Raw genomic sequence first — 16,952 nt, 5'->3', positions numbered from 1 at the left:
TTGCAACCGCACCCGTAGCCTTGCGACCCGGGTCATGACTCCAAGCTCATCTTCACAACGTTCCCGATTACTTCTCTCACCACCCGAAGCTCTCTGAAAATCGGTCACGTCGTTACTCTTCTCTTCAACGTCTTAATCGTTTTTTAATTTAAAGCTAATTTAACACCAGCTTTTATCGCTGTCAACTCATTTTCTCACCTTTTTATGCAGATACCGGCAGCATTGTTGTCATATCAACGATTATCGGCTAACTTCAAATTAAATAAACGGTAATCCGCCTTTTAAAAAATAACCGGATCCCGACTTTTCTTTGAAAAAAATAAGAAAACTGCTTGACAGCAATTTCATCTTTGCCTATACTGAGTGCAATTAATAAACGAAAGCGAGGGACCAAGGATGACAAAGTTTGTACATAACTTGAACAGTTCGTGGCAAAGCCGGCCGTTCAGATTGTAATTCCGTTGCATGGATACAATCTGGCAAACAGTTTGTATCTGTGCCGGCTTAACTTTGATATCCAAAGGAGTCTGCATGGGTTTTAAACACAGCAGGCTTCGGTTCCGTAAAGGGCAAACCAGAGCTTACTGGTTTGCCCTTTTTTATTTGCAAAAATGCCCGCGCAAAACTAATTTGAGGTGAAATGTATTGAAAAGAATGATTGCATTTATTAGCGCGTTAGTCGTCTTCCTGGGGGTCGCCTTCTTCGCGACCGGGGGACCCAAAAGCACATCCGGCGCCACGACCAAGAAGGTGCCGACCGTCGGCATCTTACAACTACAAACCCACCCCGCCCTAGACGCGATTCACCGCGGCGTCCTGGCTGGTCTGAAGGAATACGGTTACGTTCCGGGTAAGACGGTTAAGATCGACTACCAAAATGCCCAGGGTGATCAAAGCAACTTAAAGACGATGAGTCAAAAGTTCGTTAACGAAGGCGCCGACGAAACGGTTGCCATCGCCACCCCCGCCGCACAAGCTTTAGCTACGGCGGCCAAGGACGAAACCCCGGTCATTCTGGCCGGCATCACCGACCCGTCCGGTAGCGGGTTGATCAAGAGCGACCAGCACCCCGGCGGCAACATTACCGGGACTTCCGGTGAATCACCGTTGAAATCACACTTGGATTTTCTGAAAAAGTTAGTGCCAAACGCTAAAAAAATCGGCATCATTTACACGACTTCCGATCACGGTGGCGAATATAACGCCAAAAAATTTGCCCGCATTTGTAAGCAGGAAGGCGTGGCCTACAAGCTTTACACGATTGCCAATACTAACGACATGCAACAAGTGGCTGAAACGATGGCGTCACAAGTTGACGCGGTTTACGCCCCCCAAGATAACGGCGTGGCCAGCGCAATGAAGACCTTGGTTTCCGTAACCAACAAGGCCAACGTCCCGGTCATTCCGGCCGTTGATACGATGGTCAAAGCGGGCGGCTTAGCCACCCTCTCCGTTGACCAGTACCAATTAGGTAAGTTATCCGGTGAAATGGCAGCGCGGGTCTTAAAGGGCAAGTCAACCGCTAACTACCCAATCAAGGTCATTTCCAAGGGTAAGATGACGTTGAACTTATCCGCCGCTAAAAAGCTGGGCATCACCTTCCCAGCGGACGTCCTAAAAGAAGCTAAAACGAAAGGGGTTATTTACAAATGAGTATGATCGTATCTAGTATCGGGCAAGGCCTGTTGTGGGCCACACTGGGGGTCGCCCTCTTCCTAACGTTCCGCATTTTAGATTTCCCCGACATGACGGTTGAAGGCACCTTCCCGTTAGGCGCCGCCGTTGCGGTCACCGCCATTGCACACGGGGCTGGTCCACTGACCGCGTCGTTATTAGCCTTCGTGGCCGGCGCTGCCACCGGGTTAGTGACCGGGCTGCTCTACACCAAGGGCAAAGTGCCGATCCTGTTAGCCGGAATTTTGGTCATGACCGCCTGCCTCTCAATCAACTTACGGATCATGGGCGGCAGTTCCAACGTTTCCTTATTAGGTAAGACCACGATTTTCTCGAACCATTTTCTGCAAACCCTGCCGAAGTACTTTGACAGCGTGCTGATTGGCTTAGTGGTAATTACCGTCATTACCGTCTTACTGATCGTCTTCTTACAAACTAACCTCGGCCAAGCCTTCATCGTGACCGGCGACAACCGCGAAATGGCGCGTTCAATCGGGATCAACACCGATAACATGACCATGATGGGCCTGATGGTTTCTAACGGTATCATTGGCCTCGGTGGCGCCCTGATCGCCCAAAACAACGGTTACGCCGACGTCAGCATGGGAATCGGGATCATCGTAATTGCCCTGGCTTCGATCATTATCGGCGAAGTGGTTTTCGGCGAACTAACGCTAAATCAGCGGCTCGTTGCGGTCACCCTCGGTAGTATCCTTTACCAGTTCGTGCGCTTACTCGTCTTACAACTCGGCTTCAACACCAACGACATGAACCTACTATCCGCGTTGATCTTAGCCATCTGCTTAATGCTGCCACAGTTCAGCAAGGCCCTGCACCTCAACCACGTATTAAAGAAAGGAGTGGCGCGTTATGACGAAAACTAACCAACCGTTACTAGCACTCAACGACATTGTCACCAAGGTCAACGGTGGCACCCCGAACGAAGTGATGATTTTAAAGCACCTCAACTTAACGATTTACGATGGTGACTTTATTACCGTTCTGGGTTCCAACGGGGCCGGCAAGTCGACCCTTTTCAACACCATTAGTGGTGAATTACCAGTTGCTAGTGGGCAAATCAAGCTGCGCGAGAAAGACATTACCCACCTCTCCGTGGAGAAGCGGACCGCCTTTCTCGCCCGGGTCTTCCAAGATCCGAAGATGGGGACTGCGCCACGGATGACGGTCGCCGAAAACCTGCTCCTTGCCAGCCAACGTGGCAAACGGCGGACGTTGCGGCTACGACACTTAAAGCAGCACATGGCGCACTTCAAGCAGTTAACCGCGTCAATGGATAATAACGGCTTGTCCGACCGGCTGAACACCGCGACCGAAAACCTTTCCGGTGGCCAACGCCAGGCCTTAAGCTTCTTAATGGCAACCGAGCAACGCCCCGACCTACTGCTGTTGGACGAACACACCGCCGCCCTCGATCCCAAAACCAGTGAGCAACTGATGGCGCAAACTAATCAGCGGGTCACCCAAGAAAAGTTGACCTGCCTGATGATCACCCACCACTTGGACGACGCCTTGAAGTACGGCAACCGGTTGATCGTCCTCGACCAGGGGCAGATTAAGTACGACGTCCGCGGCGCCGAAAAAGCCGCCCTGACGAAAGAAAAATTACTCAGTTTCTTCGACACCATCGAATAATCAGTAACGCTAAAGCCTGTCAACTAATCGCGGTTGACAGGCTTTTTATCGTGGTGGTACGGTTTAGTTAAGGGACGCCAAACAATTCCGTAAGCGTTTTAATTGCACACGTCCTGATTCAGTGTTATATTCAAATTAGAATAATTCTAAACTAATTATTGGAGGTTCATCATAATGAAAGTTATTGTCGTTGGTTCTTCCCATGGTGGTTATGAAACAGTTCGTGGTATTTTAGCCGCGCAACCGGATACTGAAATCCAGTGGTACGAAAAGGGCGATTTCCTGTCCTTCCTATCCTGCGGGATGCAATTATACTTAGAAGGTGTCGTTAAGGACGTCAACAACGTCAGCTACGCGACCCCAGCTGGCATGCAGGCGCAAGGGGTTCACGTCTTCCTGAATTCCGAAGTCGCCAAGGTCGACGCCGACAACCACTCCGTACACGTCATTGATCACGCCAGCGGTCAGGAACGCGATGAAAGTTACGATAAGCTGGTCTTAAGTGTTGGTGCCGTACCAAACATCTTGCCAGTACCCGGACACGACTTGAAGAACATTTACGCGATGCGCGGTCGCGACTGGGCCATCAAGTTAAAGGCTAAGACGGTTGATCCGGACGTTAAGAACGTTGTCGTTATCGGTTCCGGATACATCGGTATTGAAGCCGCCGAAGTCTTTGCTAAGGCCGGCAAGCACGTCACCGTCATCGACATGTTGCCACGCTTATTAAGCCTCTACCTCGACCAAGAATTCACCGATATTTTGACGGACACGATGAAGGCGCACGATATTTATCCAGCCGTTGGTCAAGGGATCAAGTCCTTTGAAGGTGAAAACGGCGTGGTGACCAAAGTGGTGACCGACCAAGGCGAATACGCCGCCGACTTAGTGGTCTCCGCCGCTGGGATTCGACCAGCAACCGGCTTCTTGAAAGACGTTGTTGACCTCGACGACCACGGTCTGATCAAGATCAACGACCACCTGCAAACCAGCCAACCCGACATTTACGCCGTTGGGGACGCAACCTTAGTCCCATTTGCGCCAACTGATAAGTTGAACCGGATCGCGTTAGCAACGGTGGCCCGTCGTCAAGGACGCATCGCCGCTCAAAACCTACTGGGCAACGATTTACCAATGATCCCGGTTTCCGGGTCCTCCGCCCTTTCCGTCTTCGACTACCACTTTGCTTCAACCGGTGTTAAGGAAGGTACCAGTGCCAAGTTGGGCGTTAAGAGCGCGTCGGTCATGGTGACCGATACAATGCGGCCAGCCTTCGTGCCCGAATCCGACGGCAACACTAAGGTTTGGTTCAAGTTGACCTTTGACCCGACGGACGGGCGCGTCTTAGGTGCTCAAATCATGTCCAAGGCGGACGTCACGGCCAACATCAACGCCATCTCGGTTGCAATCCAAGCCAAGATGACGGTGGCCGACCTCGCATACGCTGACTTCTTCTTCCAGCCTGGTTTCGACCGGCCTTGGAACATCATCAACGTTGCCGCTCAAAAGGCCGTTGCCAGTTTAAATTAATTTAAGTTAATCTCGACATACTAAAACCTAGCGCTGTCAAACCTAATTGGCTTGGCAGCGCTTTTTTTGCTTATCGTGACAGTCGTAATATTAGCGGACAAAAAAGACCCTATCCCAAACAGGATAAGGTCATGTTAGTAGTACTTAGTAAATATTGATGAGCCCCTGGGTCCCCTGGTCGCCTAAGCCCTTAACGTCGACCATCACTTCGTATAAGCGCTTGGCCTGAGCCGTGGCAACGAGGTCGAGCCCCATGGAATCGGCCTCACTGAGCGCGATTCGTAAGTCCTTTAAGAAGTGGCGGGCAAAGAACCCCGGCGTGTAGTCGTCCTTTAAAATCCGCGGGACGTAGTTATCCATACTCCAGTTATCGGCACCACCGCTTGAAAGCGTCGCGAGTACCTTTTCGGGATCCAGCCCGGCCGCCTTGGTGTATAACAACATTTCCGTCAGCCCGGTCATCGTGCCCGCAATCATAATCTGATTGGCCATCTTGGCGTGTTGACCAGTGCCAGCCGCACCGAAGTGGTTGACCTTATGGCCCAAAACGTTCAACAGTGGCAACATTGCCGCGTACGTGGCGTCGTCACCACCGACCATGATCGTCAGCGTCGCGTTCTTGGCCCCGATGTCGCCACCCGAAACTGGGGCGTCCAAGGCATGGCGGCCGTGTTCTTCGGCGTAAGCCGCAATCTTAGCCGCTAACTTCGGTTGACTCGTCGTCATGTCGATGACCGTCTTACCTTCAGCTAAGCCCTTAAAAATACCGTGTTCACCAAAGTAGACTTCTTCCACGTCTTTTGGAAAGCCGACCATCGTAAAGACGACGTCACTTTGCTGCGCAACGGCCTGCGGATCAGCCGCCCAGGTCGCCCCGTTGGCAACTAAGCCGTCCGTTTTGGCCTTCGTGCGGTTATAAACCACTAACTGGTGCCCCGCTGTCATTAAATGTTGCGCCATGGCAGCGCCCATGACACCCGTTCCAATCCAACCAATTCTCATGCTATCGACACCTTTCCATGTTAATTTTGCTCGTGTGCCCGCCGCCGACGCCAGAAGTGGACGACCATCGTGATGATGAAGGCCGCCAGCACGATGCCGGCAAAGGCGGTCGCGGGAATTTCAATATCAATCATCGGAATTGAAAGGAACAGCTTAAAGGCGATGACAACGATCAAGCAGTAAGCCATCGTTTCCAATTCGGGAATCTTTTCCATTAACTTCATAATAAACTCAGCGATTCCCCGCATGCAAGCAATCCCAATCATCCCACCGATTAAAACAATCACCGGATTTTCCGAAATTGCCAGTGACGCTAACACTGAATCGACTGAAAAGACGATGTCCATCAGCTCGATTTGGCAAACAACCGACCAAAACTTGCTCATGCCGAATAGCCGGCGGGTCTTTTTCGGCTTACCGGAATCGGCGGTTGGTACGTGCGGATCCATAAAGAACCGTACGACTAAGTAAAATAAGTATCCGGCTCCCAGAACCTTGATCTCCCAAAAACCAATCATGTAGGTTCCGATCCCGATAATAATGAAACGGAATAAGTATGCCCCCCAAAGGCCGTAGAACAACGACTTCTCCTTTTCAATCTCGGTATCTAGGCTTTGGGTTTGTGCCGCCAGTACCACGGCATTATCCACCGACAGTAAACATTCGATTACGGCCAATGACAAGATGATTAACCAGTCATTTGCGGACGTAATCACATTGCCCCAGTTAGTCGCACTGAAGAAGGGCCCGTATAATTGTGCGAGTAAGTGTAACACGTGATCACCTCTTTCTTTTCGGTATCAAACTCTACTATATAATATACCGGTTATTGGTCGCTTTTTGGTCAATTAAATATTATTTTCACAAATAATTCTTTTTTTCACGACGCGTCATTAGTGCCACCCGTGTGCCGACCAAAATATCATTGATATACCAAGCTTTGACCCCCGTCAAACAAAAAGGATCATTCGCAAACTCGAATGACCCTTATCATTTTATTTCACAAATTTCATTATTTTACTTAAACGCGGTCATTAATCGTTGTATCGCCCGGTTGGTTACGCTTGACGGCCGTCCCGACCGTCAAGCGTAACCAACCGGGCCGTAACCCGGTCCGAATCAGGTAACCATGTTGGCGCAAATATTCGGCCAGTTCGGCCGCCCGCGGGTGAGCAAAGAAGATAAAGTTGGCGGCCGAGTCATCAAATTGATAGCCGTTCTTCGCCAGGTACGCTAACCAGTTGGCGCGCTGCTGCGCGTTTTGACTGACAGTGGTTTGTAAAAATTGCTGGTCATTTAACGCGGCCAACGCCGCCACCTGGGTCAGTGAATTGACGTTATACGGCAAACGCACCGCCTGCATGGTTGGCGCTAACTTGGGCGCAAAGACCGCGTAGCCGATGCGGAAATTAGCGAGGCCGTACGCCTTGGAAAAGGTCCGCATCACGACCACGTTGGCGTAGCGTGTCGGTAGTTGCATTGCCGTTAACGCGGCGGCGTTCGGCGCAAAGTCCAAGTAGGCTTCATCGATCATGACCATCGTATCCGTGGGGACCTGCTGAATAAAGGCCTCAATGTCCGCCAACGACTCCACCGTACCGGTTGGGTTATTCGGGTTACACAGCCAAACCATTTTAACTTGCGGGGTTAACGCGGCCGCCATGGCCTGAAAATCCACGTGATCATTGGCAAGCGTCGGGACGGTCACCAACGAAGCGCCCTCAATTTGGGCGTGCAACCCGTATTCTGAAAAGGTCGGCCCGGAAACCAACACCGCGTCGCCCGGTGCCAGAAACGTCCGCGAAACCATCACGATCATTTCGTCCAGGCCAACGCTAAAGACCAGCTGCTCGGGTCCGACCCCCTCTTTGGCGGCTACCGCGGACCGCAACGCACGGGCATCGGCATCCGGATAACGGTTCGCCTGGTCGAAGTCCCAGGCTTGAATGGCCGCTTTGACTTGCGGCGAACTACCGTAGGGATTTTCGTTCGCCGACAAACGGACTAGTTTTGGTAACCCGAGTTCGCGTTGCAAACTTGCCAGCGGCTGCTCCGGCACGTATGGTTTTAAATTTTTGACACTGGCCTTCATGGGCGTCCCTCCTATAAGTTCTTAATTTCCGGGCGATCCTTGTAATCACTCATCTTACCCTCACGTTTAGCGAGCTCGGTCTTAATCTGGTCAAAGCTGACCCCACGTTCAACTAGTAACACCAAGACGTGGTACAACAAATCGGCGGTTTCGTAAACTAATTCATCGTCACCGGGGTTCTTAGCCGCCACGATAACTTCGGTCGATTCCTCACCGACCTTTTTCAAGATTTTATCGAGTCCCTTAGTAAATAGGTAATCGGTATAGGAGCCCTTCTTCGGGTTCTTTTGGCGTTCCGCAATCATTTCGTATAGTTCTTCCATATTTTGCATTGTATGACCCACTTTCATTTAATTGGATTGAAAAAACAACTTTGGTGACCGGTATGACAAGCCGGACCGTGGGGGTGCACGCTGACCAGCAGCGTATCCTGATCACAATCTAGGGTCATCGCGATGACGTCCTGAACGTTACCGCTCATGGCCCCCTTATGCCATAACTCCTGGCGCGACCGTGACCAGAACCAGGTCTGACCACTCGTTAACGTTCGCCGGTAACTTTCGGCGTTCATCCACGCCACCATTAGCACGTCCTTGGTATCAGCATCGGTGACCACCGTCGTTAATAGGCCGTTGCCCTGATCAAAATCGGGTTTCATCGTACCACGACCCCTTCCGTTCGTAACGCCCGTTTAACGTCCGCCACCGTCAGTTCACCGTAGTGGAAGACCGAGGCTGCTAACGCCCCGTCGACCGGGGTGTTTTTAAAGACACTGGTAAAATCGGCTAACTTGCCGGCGCCACCCGACGCAATGATTGGCACGTTGACCGCGGCGCCCAACGCCTGGTACAAGCGTTCGTCAAAGCCGTCCTTGGTGCCGTCACGGTCCATACTGGTCACCAGTAGTTCGCCGGCGCCCAGTTCAACCGCCCGTTTAGCCCACGCAATTGCGTCCAGCTCGGTAGCCTGCTGACCGCCGTGAGTGTACACCCGGTAAAGCTGGGCGTCTTCGTCCCACGCCGCATCAATGGCGACCACAATGCACTGGTTGCCGAACTTCTCGGCGCCCGCCCGGATCAGTTGCGGATTGGCAACCGCCGCCGAATTAATGGCCGTTTTGTCAGCTCCGGCCCGTAAAATTCGTTGCATATCAGCGACACTGCTAATCCCGCCGCCGATTGTCAACGGCATGAAAACCTGGGCGGACACCTGCTCAACCATCGCTGCCATCGTCTGGCGGTGTTGGTTGGTCGCGGCGATGTCCAGGAAGACCAGTTCGTCGGCTCCCTGTTGTTGGTAAGCCGCCGCAATCGCAACCGGATCACCAACGTCGGTTAGGTTAACGAAGTGCACGCCCTTTTTAACCCGCCCGTCGGCAACGTCCAAGCACGGAATAATCCGTTTTGCAATCATCCGACCACCCCCGCTAATTCTTCAAGCGTGACGGTTCCGGCCGCCAGCGCCTTACCAATGATGACGTCTTGACAGCCGATTGCCTGTAACGTTTGGACGTCGGCTAACGTCCGGACCCCACCACCGGCAACTAGGTTGGCCTGCGGGCACTGGGCCAGTAACGTGCTGTAAAGTCCAACGTTTGGGCCCTGCAACGTCCCGTCGCGGGCGACGTCGGTCACGATGAAGTGGCGGGCCCCCGCTGCCAACATCTCGGTCATTAACTGGCTCATCTTGACTTGCGACTGCTTCAACCAGCCATCCGTCACGACCAGCCCGTTTTGGCCATCAATGCCGATGACGATCCGCTCACCACCGTAAGTTGCCAGTAGTTGCTTGACTAGTGTGGGGTCACTCAACGCCACCGAACCGAGGATGATTCGGTCGATACCGAGCTTTAAGTAAAGTTCCGCCAGCTCCCGACTACGAATGCCACCACCGATTTCAACGGTCCCGTCGAAGGCGGCCCGAATCGCCGCCACCGTCGCGAAGTTCTCCGGTTGACCGGCCTTAGCGCCGTCGAGGTCGACCACGTGCAGTTGGTGGAGCCCGGCCGCGTTGACCGCCTTGGCTTGCTCGACCGGATCATTGTTAATTAGGGTTGCCTGGTCGAAGTCGCCCTGATAAAGGCGGACACTTTGACCGGCTTTTAAATCAATTGCTGGAAAAATCATTTGCACTCACCATATCCTTAAAAGTTGCTAACTGGGCGAGCCCGACCCGGCCACTCTTTTCCGGGTGGAACTGCATGCCGACGACGTTAGCTTGCTGTACGATGCTGGGAACCGTCACGCCGTGTTCGACGGTTGCCACGACTTCCTGGCGCGGACAATCCGCGTAGTAGGAATGAACAAAGTAGGTAAAGGCCCCGTCGATGGCACTAAACGGACTACCGCTGCGTTGAAGCTGATTTTGATTCCAGCCCATTTGTGGCACCTTCACGCCCAAGTCGGTCGGCAGCGCCGCCACGTTGCCACGCAGCAACCCCAAACCGGGGTGCGGACCGTACTCGTCACTACTCTCAAATAGCAGTTGCATGCCCAGGCAAATGCCAAGCATCGGTTTGCCTTGTCGGGCCAATTGCTGAAGCGGAGCGACCAGCGCGCGTTCGCGCAACGCGGCCATCGCCGCGGCAAAGGCCCCCACGCCTGGCAGGACTACCGCGTCAGCCCGCGCTAGGAGCGCCGGGTCAGCGGTCAGGGTCGTCGGGACTTGCAAGTAATCAAAGGCTTTTTTTAAATTACGGGTATTCCCGGTATCGTAATCGACGATGGCAAACATTTAGATCACACCCTTCGTGGAGTTCACGCCAATAATCTCCGGATTAATCGTCACGGCCGTCCGCATTGCGCGACCAAAGGCCTTAAACAAACTTTCAACTTTGTGGTGAGTATTGCGCCCGTATAAAATGCGGGCGTGTAAGTTCATTTCGGCGGCAAACGCACAGGCCTGAAAGAAGTCCTCCACCGTTTCGGTATCCAACCCGCCCAGCCGGGGGTTGGTCAATTCAGCGTCAAAGACGAGGTAGGAGCGCCCGCTTAAGTCAACGCTGACCTGCCCCAAGGTTTCATCCATCGGAACAAAGGCGGTGCCGTAACGTTCAATACCTTCCTTATTACCCAGCGCCTGCTTGAAACATTCGCCGAGCACGATGCCGGTGTCTTCGGTCGTGTGGTGCGGGTCGACGTCGAGGTCGCCGAGGCACTTCACTTTCAGGCCGAAGCGACCGTGCTTTGCGAACAGGGTCAGCATGTGATTCAAAAAGCCGATTCCGGTATCAATTTCGATACCACTCTGTTGGTCTAGGTTTAAACTGATTTCAATTTGGGTTTCCTTAGTCACCCGCTTAATGGTTGCTTCACGCATGGTAATCCCCTCCTTAGTCGTAATACTTGTCAAACCGTGATTCGATGGCGCGGGCGTGCCCCTCCAACCCCTCAACTCGGGCTAGGGTGGTAATCGCCGGGGCTTCCTTCGCTAACGCGTCCTTGGTGTACTGAATAAACGACGTCCTCTTAACGAAGTCGTAGACGCCCAGCGGCGACGAGAAGCGGGCCGTGCCGCTAGTCGGTAAGATGTGGTTCGGACCGGCAACGTAATCGCCCAACGGTTCCGAAGCGTACTTGCCTAAGAAGACCGAACCGGCATTTTTAATCAGGTTCAAGTACTGGGTTGGGTTCCGTAATTGGATTTCCAAGTGTTCCGGCGCAACGGTGTTCATTAAGGCAAACATGTCCTCGACCCGGTCAACGACCGCGATAAAGCCCTTCTCGTTGACCGCGGCGGTGGCGATCGCCGTTCGGGGTAACACTTGCAGTTGCTTGGTGACGTTATCACTAACAGCTTGCGCTAACGGTTGGCTATCGGTAATTAGAATTGGCCGGGCCCGGCGGTCGTGTTCCGCCTGACTTAATAAATCGGCCGCTAACCGGCGCGGGTCGGCGCTGTCATCGGCGATGATGCCAATTTCGGACGGACCCGCGACCATGTCGATGGCAACCTGCCCGAACACCTGCTTCTTGGCGGTCGCCACGAAGACGTTCCCGGGACCGATGATCTTATCGACCGCCGGAATGCTTTCAGTTCCGTAAGCCAAGGCGGCGATTGCCTGGGCGCCACCAACCTGGTAAATGGCGTCAACACCGGCAATCTTGGCGGCGGCGAGCACCGCCGGGTTAATACCGTCCTTTTGGGGTGGCGTCACCATCACGACTTCCGCGACGCCGGCGATTTTGGCCGGCAAAGCACTCATCAACAGGGTCGACGGGTAAGCCGCGGTCCCACCGGGTACGTATAAGCCGACCCGTTGTAACGGCAACAACTTTTGTCCCCGTAGAACTCCCGGTTGTTCGGCGTCAATAAAACCGGTCGCCTTTTCCTTTTCGTGGAAGCTGGTAATGTTGCGCTTTGCAAGCAGCAACGCCCGCTTAACATCGGCGTCCAAATTATCGTAAGCCGCGTCGATCGCCTGCTGGGATAACTTAAATTCAGTCAGATCAACGTGATCAAATTTGCTTTCATACGCCCTAACGGCTTGATCACCGCGGGCAATCACGTCACTGATGATGTCACGCACCGCCGCCTCAACTTTTAAGTCGGTCAGTTGCTGGGTCTTGGTTTGCACTAACCGTTTCAAACTGGCTAAATCTTCATTAATAATTTTCATTTTGCTAACTCCTTTGACGACTTGCTCACGACTTCTGCTAACTGGTCAACAAACTGGTAAATCAACCGTTGATGTTGCTTCAACGCCAGCCGGTTGACCACGAGCCGTGTCGAGACCGGCTGTAAATAATCATAAATTTTCAAGTGGTTCTCCCGCAGCGTCGTGCCGGTTTCGGTAATGTCGACGATTGCGTCCGCCAACCCGGTCAGCGGCGCCAATTCGACCGAACCTTCAATTTTAATGATTTCAACGTCGCGTCCCAGCTGATCAAAGTAGCGCTGGGTTATCCGTGGGTACTTAGTGCCAATAATTTTACGACGGGGCGCCTGCGGATCAAAGTCGGCGGTCGAGGCGAGGACGAACTGACACACGCCGACGCCTAAATCCATCAATTCGTACTGGCTGCTCTGGTGCTCGGTCAAAATATCGCTGCCCACGATGCCGATATCAGCAGCCCCGCGTTCTAGGAACGTCGTGACGTCCGGACCCTTGGCTAAAATAAATTGGTACGGCTGGGTATCCGAATCAAAAATCAAACGGCGCTGTTTATTACGTAACTGCTGACAGTCGATGCCGGCTGCTTCCAGTAACGGGACGACCTGTTGTTCGACGCGCCCCTTGGTCAGGGCGATTTTAATTCGTTCTTCAGGCATTGACGCCACCTCCTGTTAAATCCACTAAGCGGGCCCCCGCCCGTTGTGCTTCCATGCGGGCTGCGGCCAAGTCCGGCGCCAAACTAATGCTGGCATTGGGTTGCTGTGCTAAGTACGCCTCAGCTTGTTGCCACTGGTCCGGTTCACAATAGATCAGTTCGCGCGGTTGCGCCTCGGGCTGATCAGCGGCTAGCGTCGTCAATAAATCAACGTTGATGCCCATGCCAACGGCCGGTTCGGCCTCGGCCTGAAAGTTTGCTAACAGCTGGTCGTAACGTCCGCCGCTAAACAGGTAGCCGGCACCGGCTTGTGAATAGCCCCGAAAGGTCAGGCCGGTGTAATACTTCTGCGGTGCCTGACTGCTTAAATCCAGTGAGACCGCCTGCTTGGGCATCGTGGTCTTCATCCAGGCGACCACCCGCTTCAAGCGGTCGATACTTGGTTGAACGGTGGCGGGAAGCGGTGCGGCCGTTAACTGGGCCAGCACATCGGTTGGTCGCCCGAATAAGCGTGGCCACCCTTTTAAAAAGTCGTACAGGGGCTGGTCACGATACGGGGCGATCAGCGCCTGATACTTCGGCACCCGTTTGTCAAAAAGCGCCCGTAAGATTGCTTGTTGGGTCGATGCGTTATCGGTCAGGCTTGCAACCACCCGTTGTGCAAAGCGGGCGTCACCTAATTCGATTTCCACGGCGTCCTCAATCAGCTCGGCACTTAACTGGTTAGCAATCGTTAAGCATTCCAACTCGGCTTTTAGTGAACCGTAGCCGATTAGCTCAACCCCGGCTTGGGTAATCTGATTATAGGACCCCGACAACTGGCGGCTGACCCGGAATATATCGCCTACGTAACTAAACTTACGTGGTAACGGCACCTTGGTTGCACTGATGAAGCGTGCAATCGGTAACGTTAAGTCGGGCCGTAACACCAACGTCTGGCCATCGGTTCCCAGCAAGCGGTATAACTGATAATTGCCCATCTGGTAAGGATCGAAGACCGCCTCATTTTCCAACAGTGGCGTCGCGATCGGCGCTAGCCCGCGGCGCTTAAAATGGGCCTGGATCACCGAAATTAGTTGTTGCTTTCTACGGGCCCGCCGGCCGAATTCATCCCGGGTACCCAATGGTAATAAGTGTTGTAACATGCTAACGCCTCCTTGAATTGAACGATTATGATATAAAAAAACGTCCCTTTAGCAATTTGCTAAAAGGACGTTTCCACGTGGTTCCACCTTATTTCGTCGGTAGTTCACACTACCGACCTCATGTTGATCAAGTCAACTTGGATAACGAAACCAATTCGGCTGGGGCTAATAGTACGGGTTCACCCTAGCAGTTCATAGATGTGGGTTCGTTAACCATGTCTGCCCGGTTCTCAGCTACCCGGACTCTCTGGATGAGGAATGGTTAATTACTTTTTCTAATCACAACCGTTTATTAAAATTTGATTAGTTGTTTAATTTAATGCTCATTATAGGCACTAAAATCACGGCTGTCAACCATTAATTAATTTTTTTATTAGGTGAAAACCGTGACCGACGCTGGCAATATCGTGAGCATCCGAGCCATAAACCAGCGGAATATCAAGCTTTTGGGCCCGCGTTAAAATCTGCGCGCCGGGATAAAAATCATTACAAAATGGTTTGAACAAACCAGCTAAATTGAGATCAAGTTGCCGGTTCTGTGCCTTGATTAGTGCTAAAATTTGGTCAACCAAGGCGAGGTTGGACGCCGCAAGTGGTTCGGTAATGCCAAAGTAGTCTTGATACTTACGCACTAAGCTCATGTGGCCGATCCGCTGCGGCGCGTAGTTACCGAGGTCGGCTTGAACCGACGCCAATACGGTTTGGTAATACTGCTGAAACAGCCGCTGGGGCGCCGCTAACCACTGCCCAAAGCCGGCCTTAAAATCGGCTGGCGACATGTCGATTGGCCAAGTCTTCCCGGTCGCACCGACCATGAAGTGGACCGACAAAATACTTTCCTGAGTTTGCGGACCGTACTCGTCCAAAAAGGCCCGGGTCCAGTCAACGTAATCCGGTAAGAAATCCACTTCAAAGCCGACCGAGACCTCGATTTGGTCAGCGTAATCCCGTTGCAGTTGGTGGGCTAATTCTAAATACTCGTCAACTTGGTCTAAACGCAACGACGCTTCCGTAAAGCCGGCCGGGCTACCGGCATACTGCGCCTTAAAGGCCGGTGGTAACGGGGCGTGTTCGGTAATGCAGTACCGCTTGAAGCCAAGCTGAATCGCCCGCTCAATCATCTTGGCGGTGGCTTCACCGCTACCGTGGGGACAAAGTTCCGTGTGGGTATGGCCGTCTACTAACATTTTTCTCATGCTCCTTTAATGTTTTAGGACTATTCAACCATATTCTGACACCGGCTGCAAGCGCACCCAGTCGCCGATTCATTAACATTTCACTAATTTAGTGGCCAAAATACTAACTTAATCCGCATTTATCCGCTATGCTAGGTTTATTAATTGTCGCTTTTCGGAAACGGGGGACTGTCCATGGTCGACATCATTACCAAACTTTATCACTTAGCGCAATCCAGTAACGTTGTCAGCGCGCTACTAGAACCCGCCCACATCTTAATCTTAGTTTTACCGCTAGCCACGTTATTTTTTGCAATTATCGTCCTAGCCAGTCAATTGCGACTGCGTAAAACCTTGACGCAACAAAATTTAATCGCAACCTACACATTTATTTGGTACCTCGCCGCCGCTTACTTACTAATCATTTTACCGTTGCCCACGCGCACATCCGTGGCAACCTTAACGTCCGCAGAATACAACCTACGCCCGTTTTACTTCCTAACCCAATTCGTTAGTGCCACCCCGTTCGAACTCCACGACACTAGTACTTGGCTCAACGCATTCAAGGCGTCCAGCTTCTTCCAGCCGTTCTTCAACGTGCTACTATTTATGCCGATTGGCGCTTACTTAAAATGGCGCCACCACTGGCCACTGTGGTTGATCACCCTGACCAGTTTCGCCGGCTCATTATTTTTTGAAACGACCCAATTAACCGGGCTTTACGGCTACTACCCGCGGGCCTACCGAATGTTCGACGTCGACGACCTGCTCACCAACACGCTCGGCGGCATCGTTGGTGCCTGGTGCTTACTCTTTATCCCTAAAAGTATCAAGGAACGTGATAACTCAACCGTCTTGCGGGCGGACCACCACCCGATCAACTGGCGGCGGATTTTCGCCCTCCTCACCGATTGGCTGTTGATTGCGGCGTTCGACACCGGCTACTTCGTTTTAGTCAAACACTTTGGTTGGCAGTTACCGCACGACTTTCGCTGGCTATACGTGGCCGACATCCTGATTTTCTTCTTACTTTCCGCTTTCTTGACCGGCAAAACGCTGGGCGGTTGGCTGTTTAACAGCCGGGTCACCGCCACCAGCGGCCAGCGGGCCAACTTAATTCAGCTACTCATTCACTACGGTGGCCTGTATTTAGTCAGCCTACCGCTGCTCTTTCTCGACCTATGGCTATTTAACCGCTTGGGAGACATGCCGAGCGCGGCACTGAACCGGCTAGACATTTACCTGGTCGTCGTTTCACTGCTGCTATTACTGATCAGTTACGACCTGTTATTAGCCTTATTTAATCGTGAGCATCACTTATGGTGTGAACGACTGAGTGCCACCCGGGTCGCTTGACCTCGAATCGCCTGATTATTGAAATCTACCTTTACGCTAACTGGTTAGTCGTGTT

18 protein-coding genes and 1 other annotated feature are annotated in these 16,952 nt (G+C 52.6%); of the genes, 5 read left to right on the top strand and 13 right to left on the bottom strand.

Going from position 1 to position 16,952, the window contains the following annotated elements:
* Positions 1 to 654: 654 nt before the first annotated feature.
* From trpX to FFM82_RS04800, 4 genes are all read left to right on the top strand, one after another.
* Positions 655 to 1,653, top strand: coding sequence for a tryptophan ABC transporter substrate-binding protein (gene trpX, locus FFM82_RS04815; protein ID WP_137644787.1), 999 nt, complete (start codon positions 655 to 657; stop codon positions 1,651 to 1,653).
* A complete protein-coding gene (locus FFM82_RS04810; protein ID WP_137644738.1) occupies positions 1,650 to 2,558 on the top strand; it encodes an ABC transporter permease in 909 nt (302 codons plus the stop codon). The genes trpX and FFM82_RS04810 overlap by 4 nt, the downstream gene beginning before the upstream one ends.
* Positions 2,545 to 3,327, top strand: coding sequence for an ABC transporter ATP-binding protein (locus FFM82_RS04805; protein ID WP_137644737.1), 783 nt, complete (start codon positions 2,545 to 2,547; stop codon positions 3,325 to 3,327). The genes FFM82_RS04810 and FFM82_RS04805 overlap by 14 nt, the downstream gene beginning before the upstream one ends.
* A 174-nt stretch (positions 3,328 to 3,501) precedes the next feature.
* On the top strand, positions 3,502 to 4,857 hold the full coding sequence (locus tag FFM82_RS04800; RefSeq protein ID WP_137644736.1) for an FAD-dependent oxidoreductase: 1,356 nt from the start codon (positions 3,502 to 3,504) through the stop codon (positions 4,855 to 4,857).
* Positions 4,858 to 5,001: 144 nt separating this feature from the next.
* Here FFM82_RS04800 and FFM82_RS04795 read toward each other — a convergent pair whose 3' ends face one another.
* The 13 genes from FFM82_RS04795 to hisJ form a co-directional block, all read right to left on the bottom strand.
* On the bottom strand, positions 5,002 to 5,913 hold the full coding sequence (locus FFM82_RS04795; RefSeq protein ID WP_225425623.1) for an NAD(P)-dependent oxidoreductase: 912 nt from the start codon (positions 5,911 to 5,913) through the stop codon (positions 5,002 to 5,004).
* Positions 5,880 to 6,635, bottom strand: coding sequence for a TerC family protein (locus FFM82_RS04790; protein WP_137644734.1), 756 nt, complete (start codon positions 6,633 to 6,635; stop codon positions 5,880 to 5,882). The genes FFM82_RS04795 and FFM82_RS04790 overlap by 34 nt, the downstream gene beginning before the upstream one ends.
* Positions 6,636 to 6,880: 245 nt before the next feature.
* Complete coding sequence (gene hisC / locus FFM82_RS04785) at positions 6,881 to 7,951, bottom strand: histidinol-phosphate transaminase (protein ID WP_137644733.1); 1,071 nt, start codon at positions 7,949 to 7,951, stop codon at positions 6,881 to 6,883.
* 11 nt (positions 7,952 to 7,962) lie between these two features.
* Positions 7,963 to 8,283 carry a phosphoribosyl-ATP diphosphatase gene (hisE, locus tag FFM82_RS04780; RefSeq protein WP_137644732.1) on the bottom strand — a complete coding sequence of 107 codons (321 nt, stop codon included), beginning with the start codon at positions 8,281 to 8,283 and terminating at the stop codon, positions 7,963 to 7,965.
* A 14-nt stretch (positions 8,284 to 8,297) separates the two neighbouring features.
* Positions 8,298 to 8,609 (bottom strand): phosphoribosyl-AMP cyclohydrolase, encoded by a 312-nt coding sequence (gene hisI, locus FFM82_RS04775; RefSeq protein WP_137644731.1) that lies wholly within the window; start codon positions 8,607 to 8,609, stop codon positions 8,298 to 8,300.
* A complete protein-coding gene (gene hisF, locus FFM82_RS04770; RefSeq protein ID WP_137644730.1) occupies positions 8,606 to 9,364 on the bottom strand; it encodes an imidazole glycerol phosphate synthase subunit HisF in 759 nt (252 codons plus the stop codon). Before hisF ends, hisI begins: the two co-directional genes overlap by 4 nt.
* The gene (gene hisA, locus FFM82_RS04765) at positions 9,361 to 10,077 is read right to left on the bottom strand and encodes a 1-(5-phosphoribosyl)-5-[(5-phosphoribosylamino)methylideneamino]imidazole-4-carboxamide isomerase (RefSeq protein WP_137644786.1); all 717 of its coding nucleotides are present in this window, start codon (positions 10,075 to 10,077) and stop codon (positions 9,361 to 9,363) included. The genes hisF and hisA overlap by 4 nt, the downstream gene beginning before the upstream one ends.
* Entirely contained in the window at positions 10,058 to 10,684 is a 627-nt protein-coding gene (gene hisH / locus FFM82_RS04760; RefSeq protein WP_137644729.1) for an imidazole glycerol phosphate synthase subunit HisH, read from the bottom strand. The genes hisA and hisH overlap by 20 nt, the downstream gene beginning before the upstream one ends.
* Positions 10,685 to 11,269, bottom strand: coding sequence for an imidazoleglycerol-phosphate dehydratase HisB (gene hisB, locus FFM82_RS04755; RefSeq protein ID WP_137644728.1), 585 nt, complete (start codon positions 11,267 to 11,269; stop codon positions 10,685 to 10,687). It lies immediately after the preceding gene.
* Positions 11,270 to 11,282: 13 nt separating this feature from the next.
* Positions 11,283 to 12,569 carry a histidinol dehydrogenase gene (gene hisD, locus FFM82_RS04750; protein WP_137644727.1) on the bottom strand — a complete coding sequence of 429 codons (1,287 nt, stop codon included), beginning with the start codon at positions 12,567 to 12,569 and terminating at the stop codon, positions 11,283 to 11,285.
* Positions 12,566 to 13,222, bottom strand: coding sequence for an ATP phosphoribosyltransferase (hisG, locus tag FFM82_RS04745; RefSeq protein WP_137644726.1), 657 nt, complete (start codon positions 13,220 to 13,222; stop codon positions 12,566 to 12,568). Before hisG ends, hisD begins: the two co-directional genes overlap by 4 nt.
* Positions 13,215 to 14,366 carry an ATP phosphoribosyltransferase regulatory subunit gene (locus tag FFM82_RS04740; RefSeq protein ID WP_137644725.1) on the bottom strand — a complete coding sequence of 384 codons (1,152 nt, stop codon included), beginning with the start codon at positions 14,364 to 14,366 and terminating at the stop codon, positions 13,215 to 13,217. Before FFM82_RS04740 ends, hisG begins: the two co-directional genes overlap by 8 nt.
* Before the next feature lie 60 nt (positions 14,367 to 14,426).
* Positions 14,427 to 14,658 (bottom strand) — a binding site (T-box leader).
* 58 nt (positions 14,659 to 14,716) lie between these two features.
* Positions 14,717 to 15,553, bottom strand: coding sequence for a histidinol-phosphatase HisJ (hisJ, locus tag FFM82_RS04735; RefSeq protein ID WP_137644724.1), 837 nt, complete (start codon positions 15,551 to 15,553; stop codon positions 14,717 to 14,719).
* Positions 15,554 to 15,736: 183 nt separating this feature from the next.
* Between hisJ and FFM82_RS04730 the strand changes: the two genes are divergently transcribed.
* Positions 15,737 to 16,897: a VanZ family protein gene (locus FFM82_RS04730; protein WP_137644723.1), complete on the top strand. Its 1,161-nt coding sequence runs from the start codon at positions 15,737 to 15,739 to the stop codon at positions 16,895 to 16,897.
* Positions 16,898 to 16,952 lie beyond the last annotated feature (55 nt).

The sequence above is a fragment of the Lactiplantibacillus plajomi genome (genome assembly GCF_005405405.1).
Lineage (GTDB): Bacteria > Bacillota > Bacilli > Lactobacillales > Lactobacillaceae > Lactiplantibacillus > Lactiplantibacillus plajomi.
The sequence above is the reverse complement of the archived record's forward strand: the minus strand, read 5'-3'. Positions and strand labels throughout refer to the sequence as shown.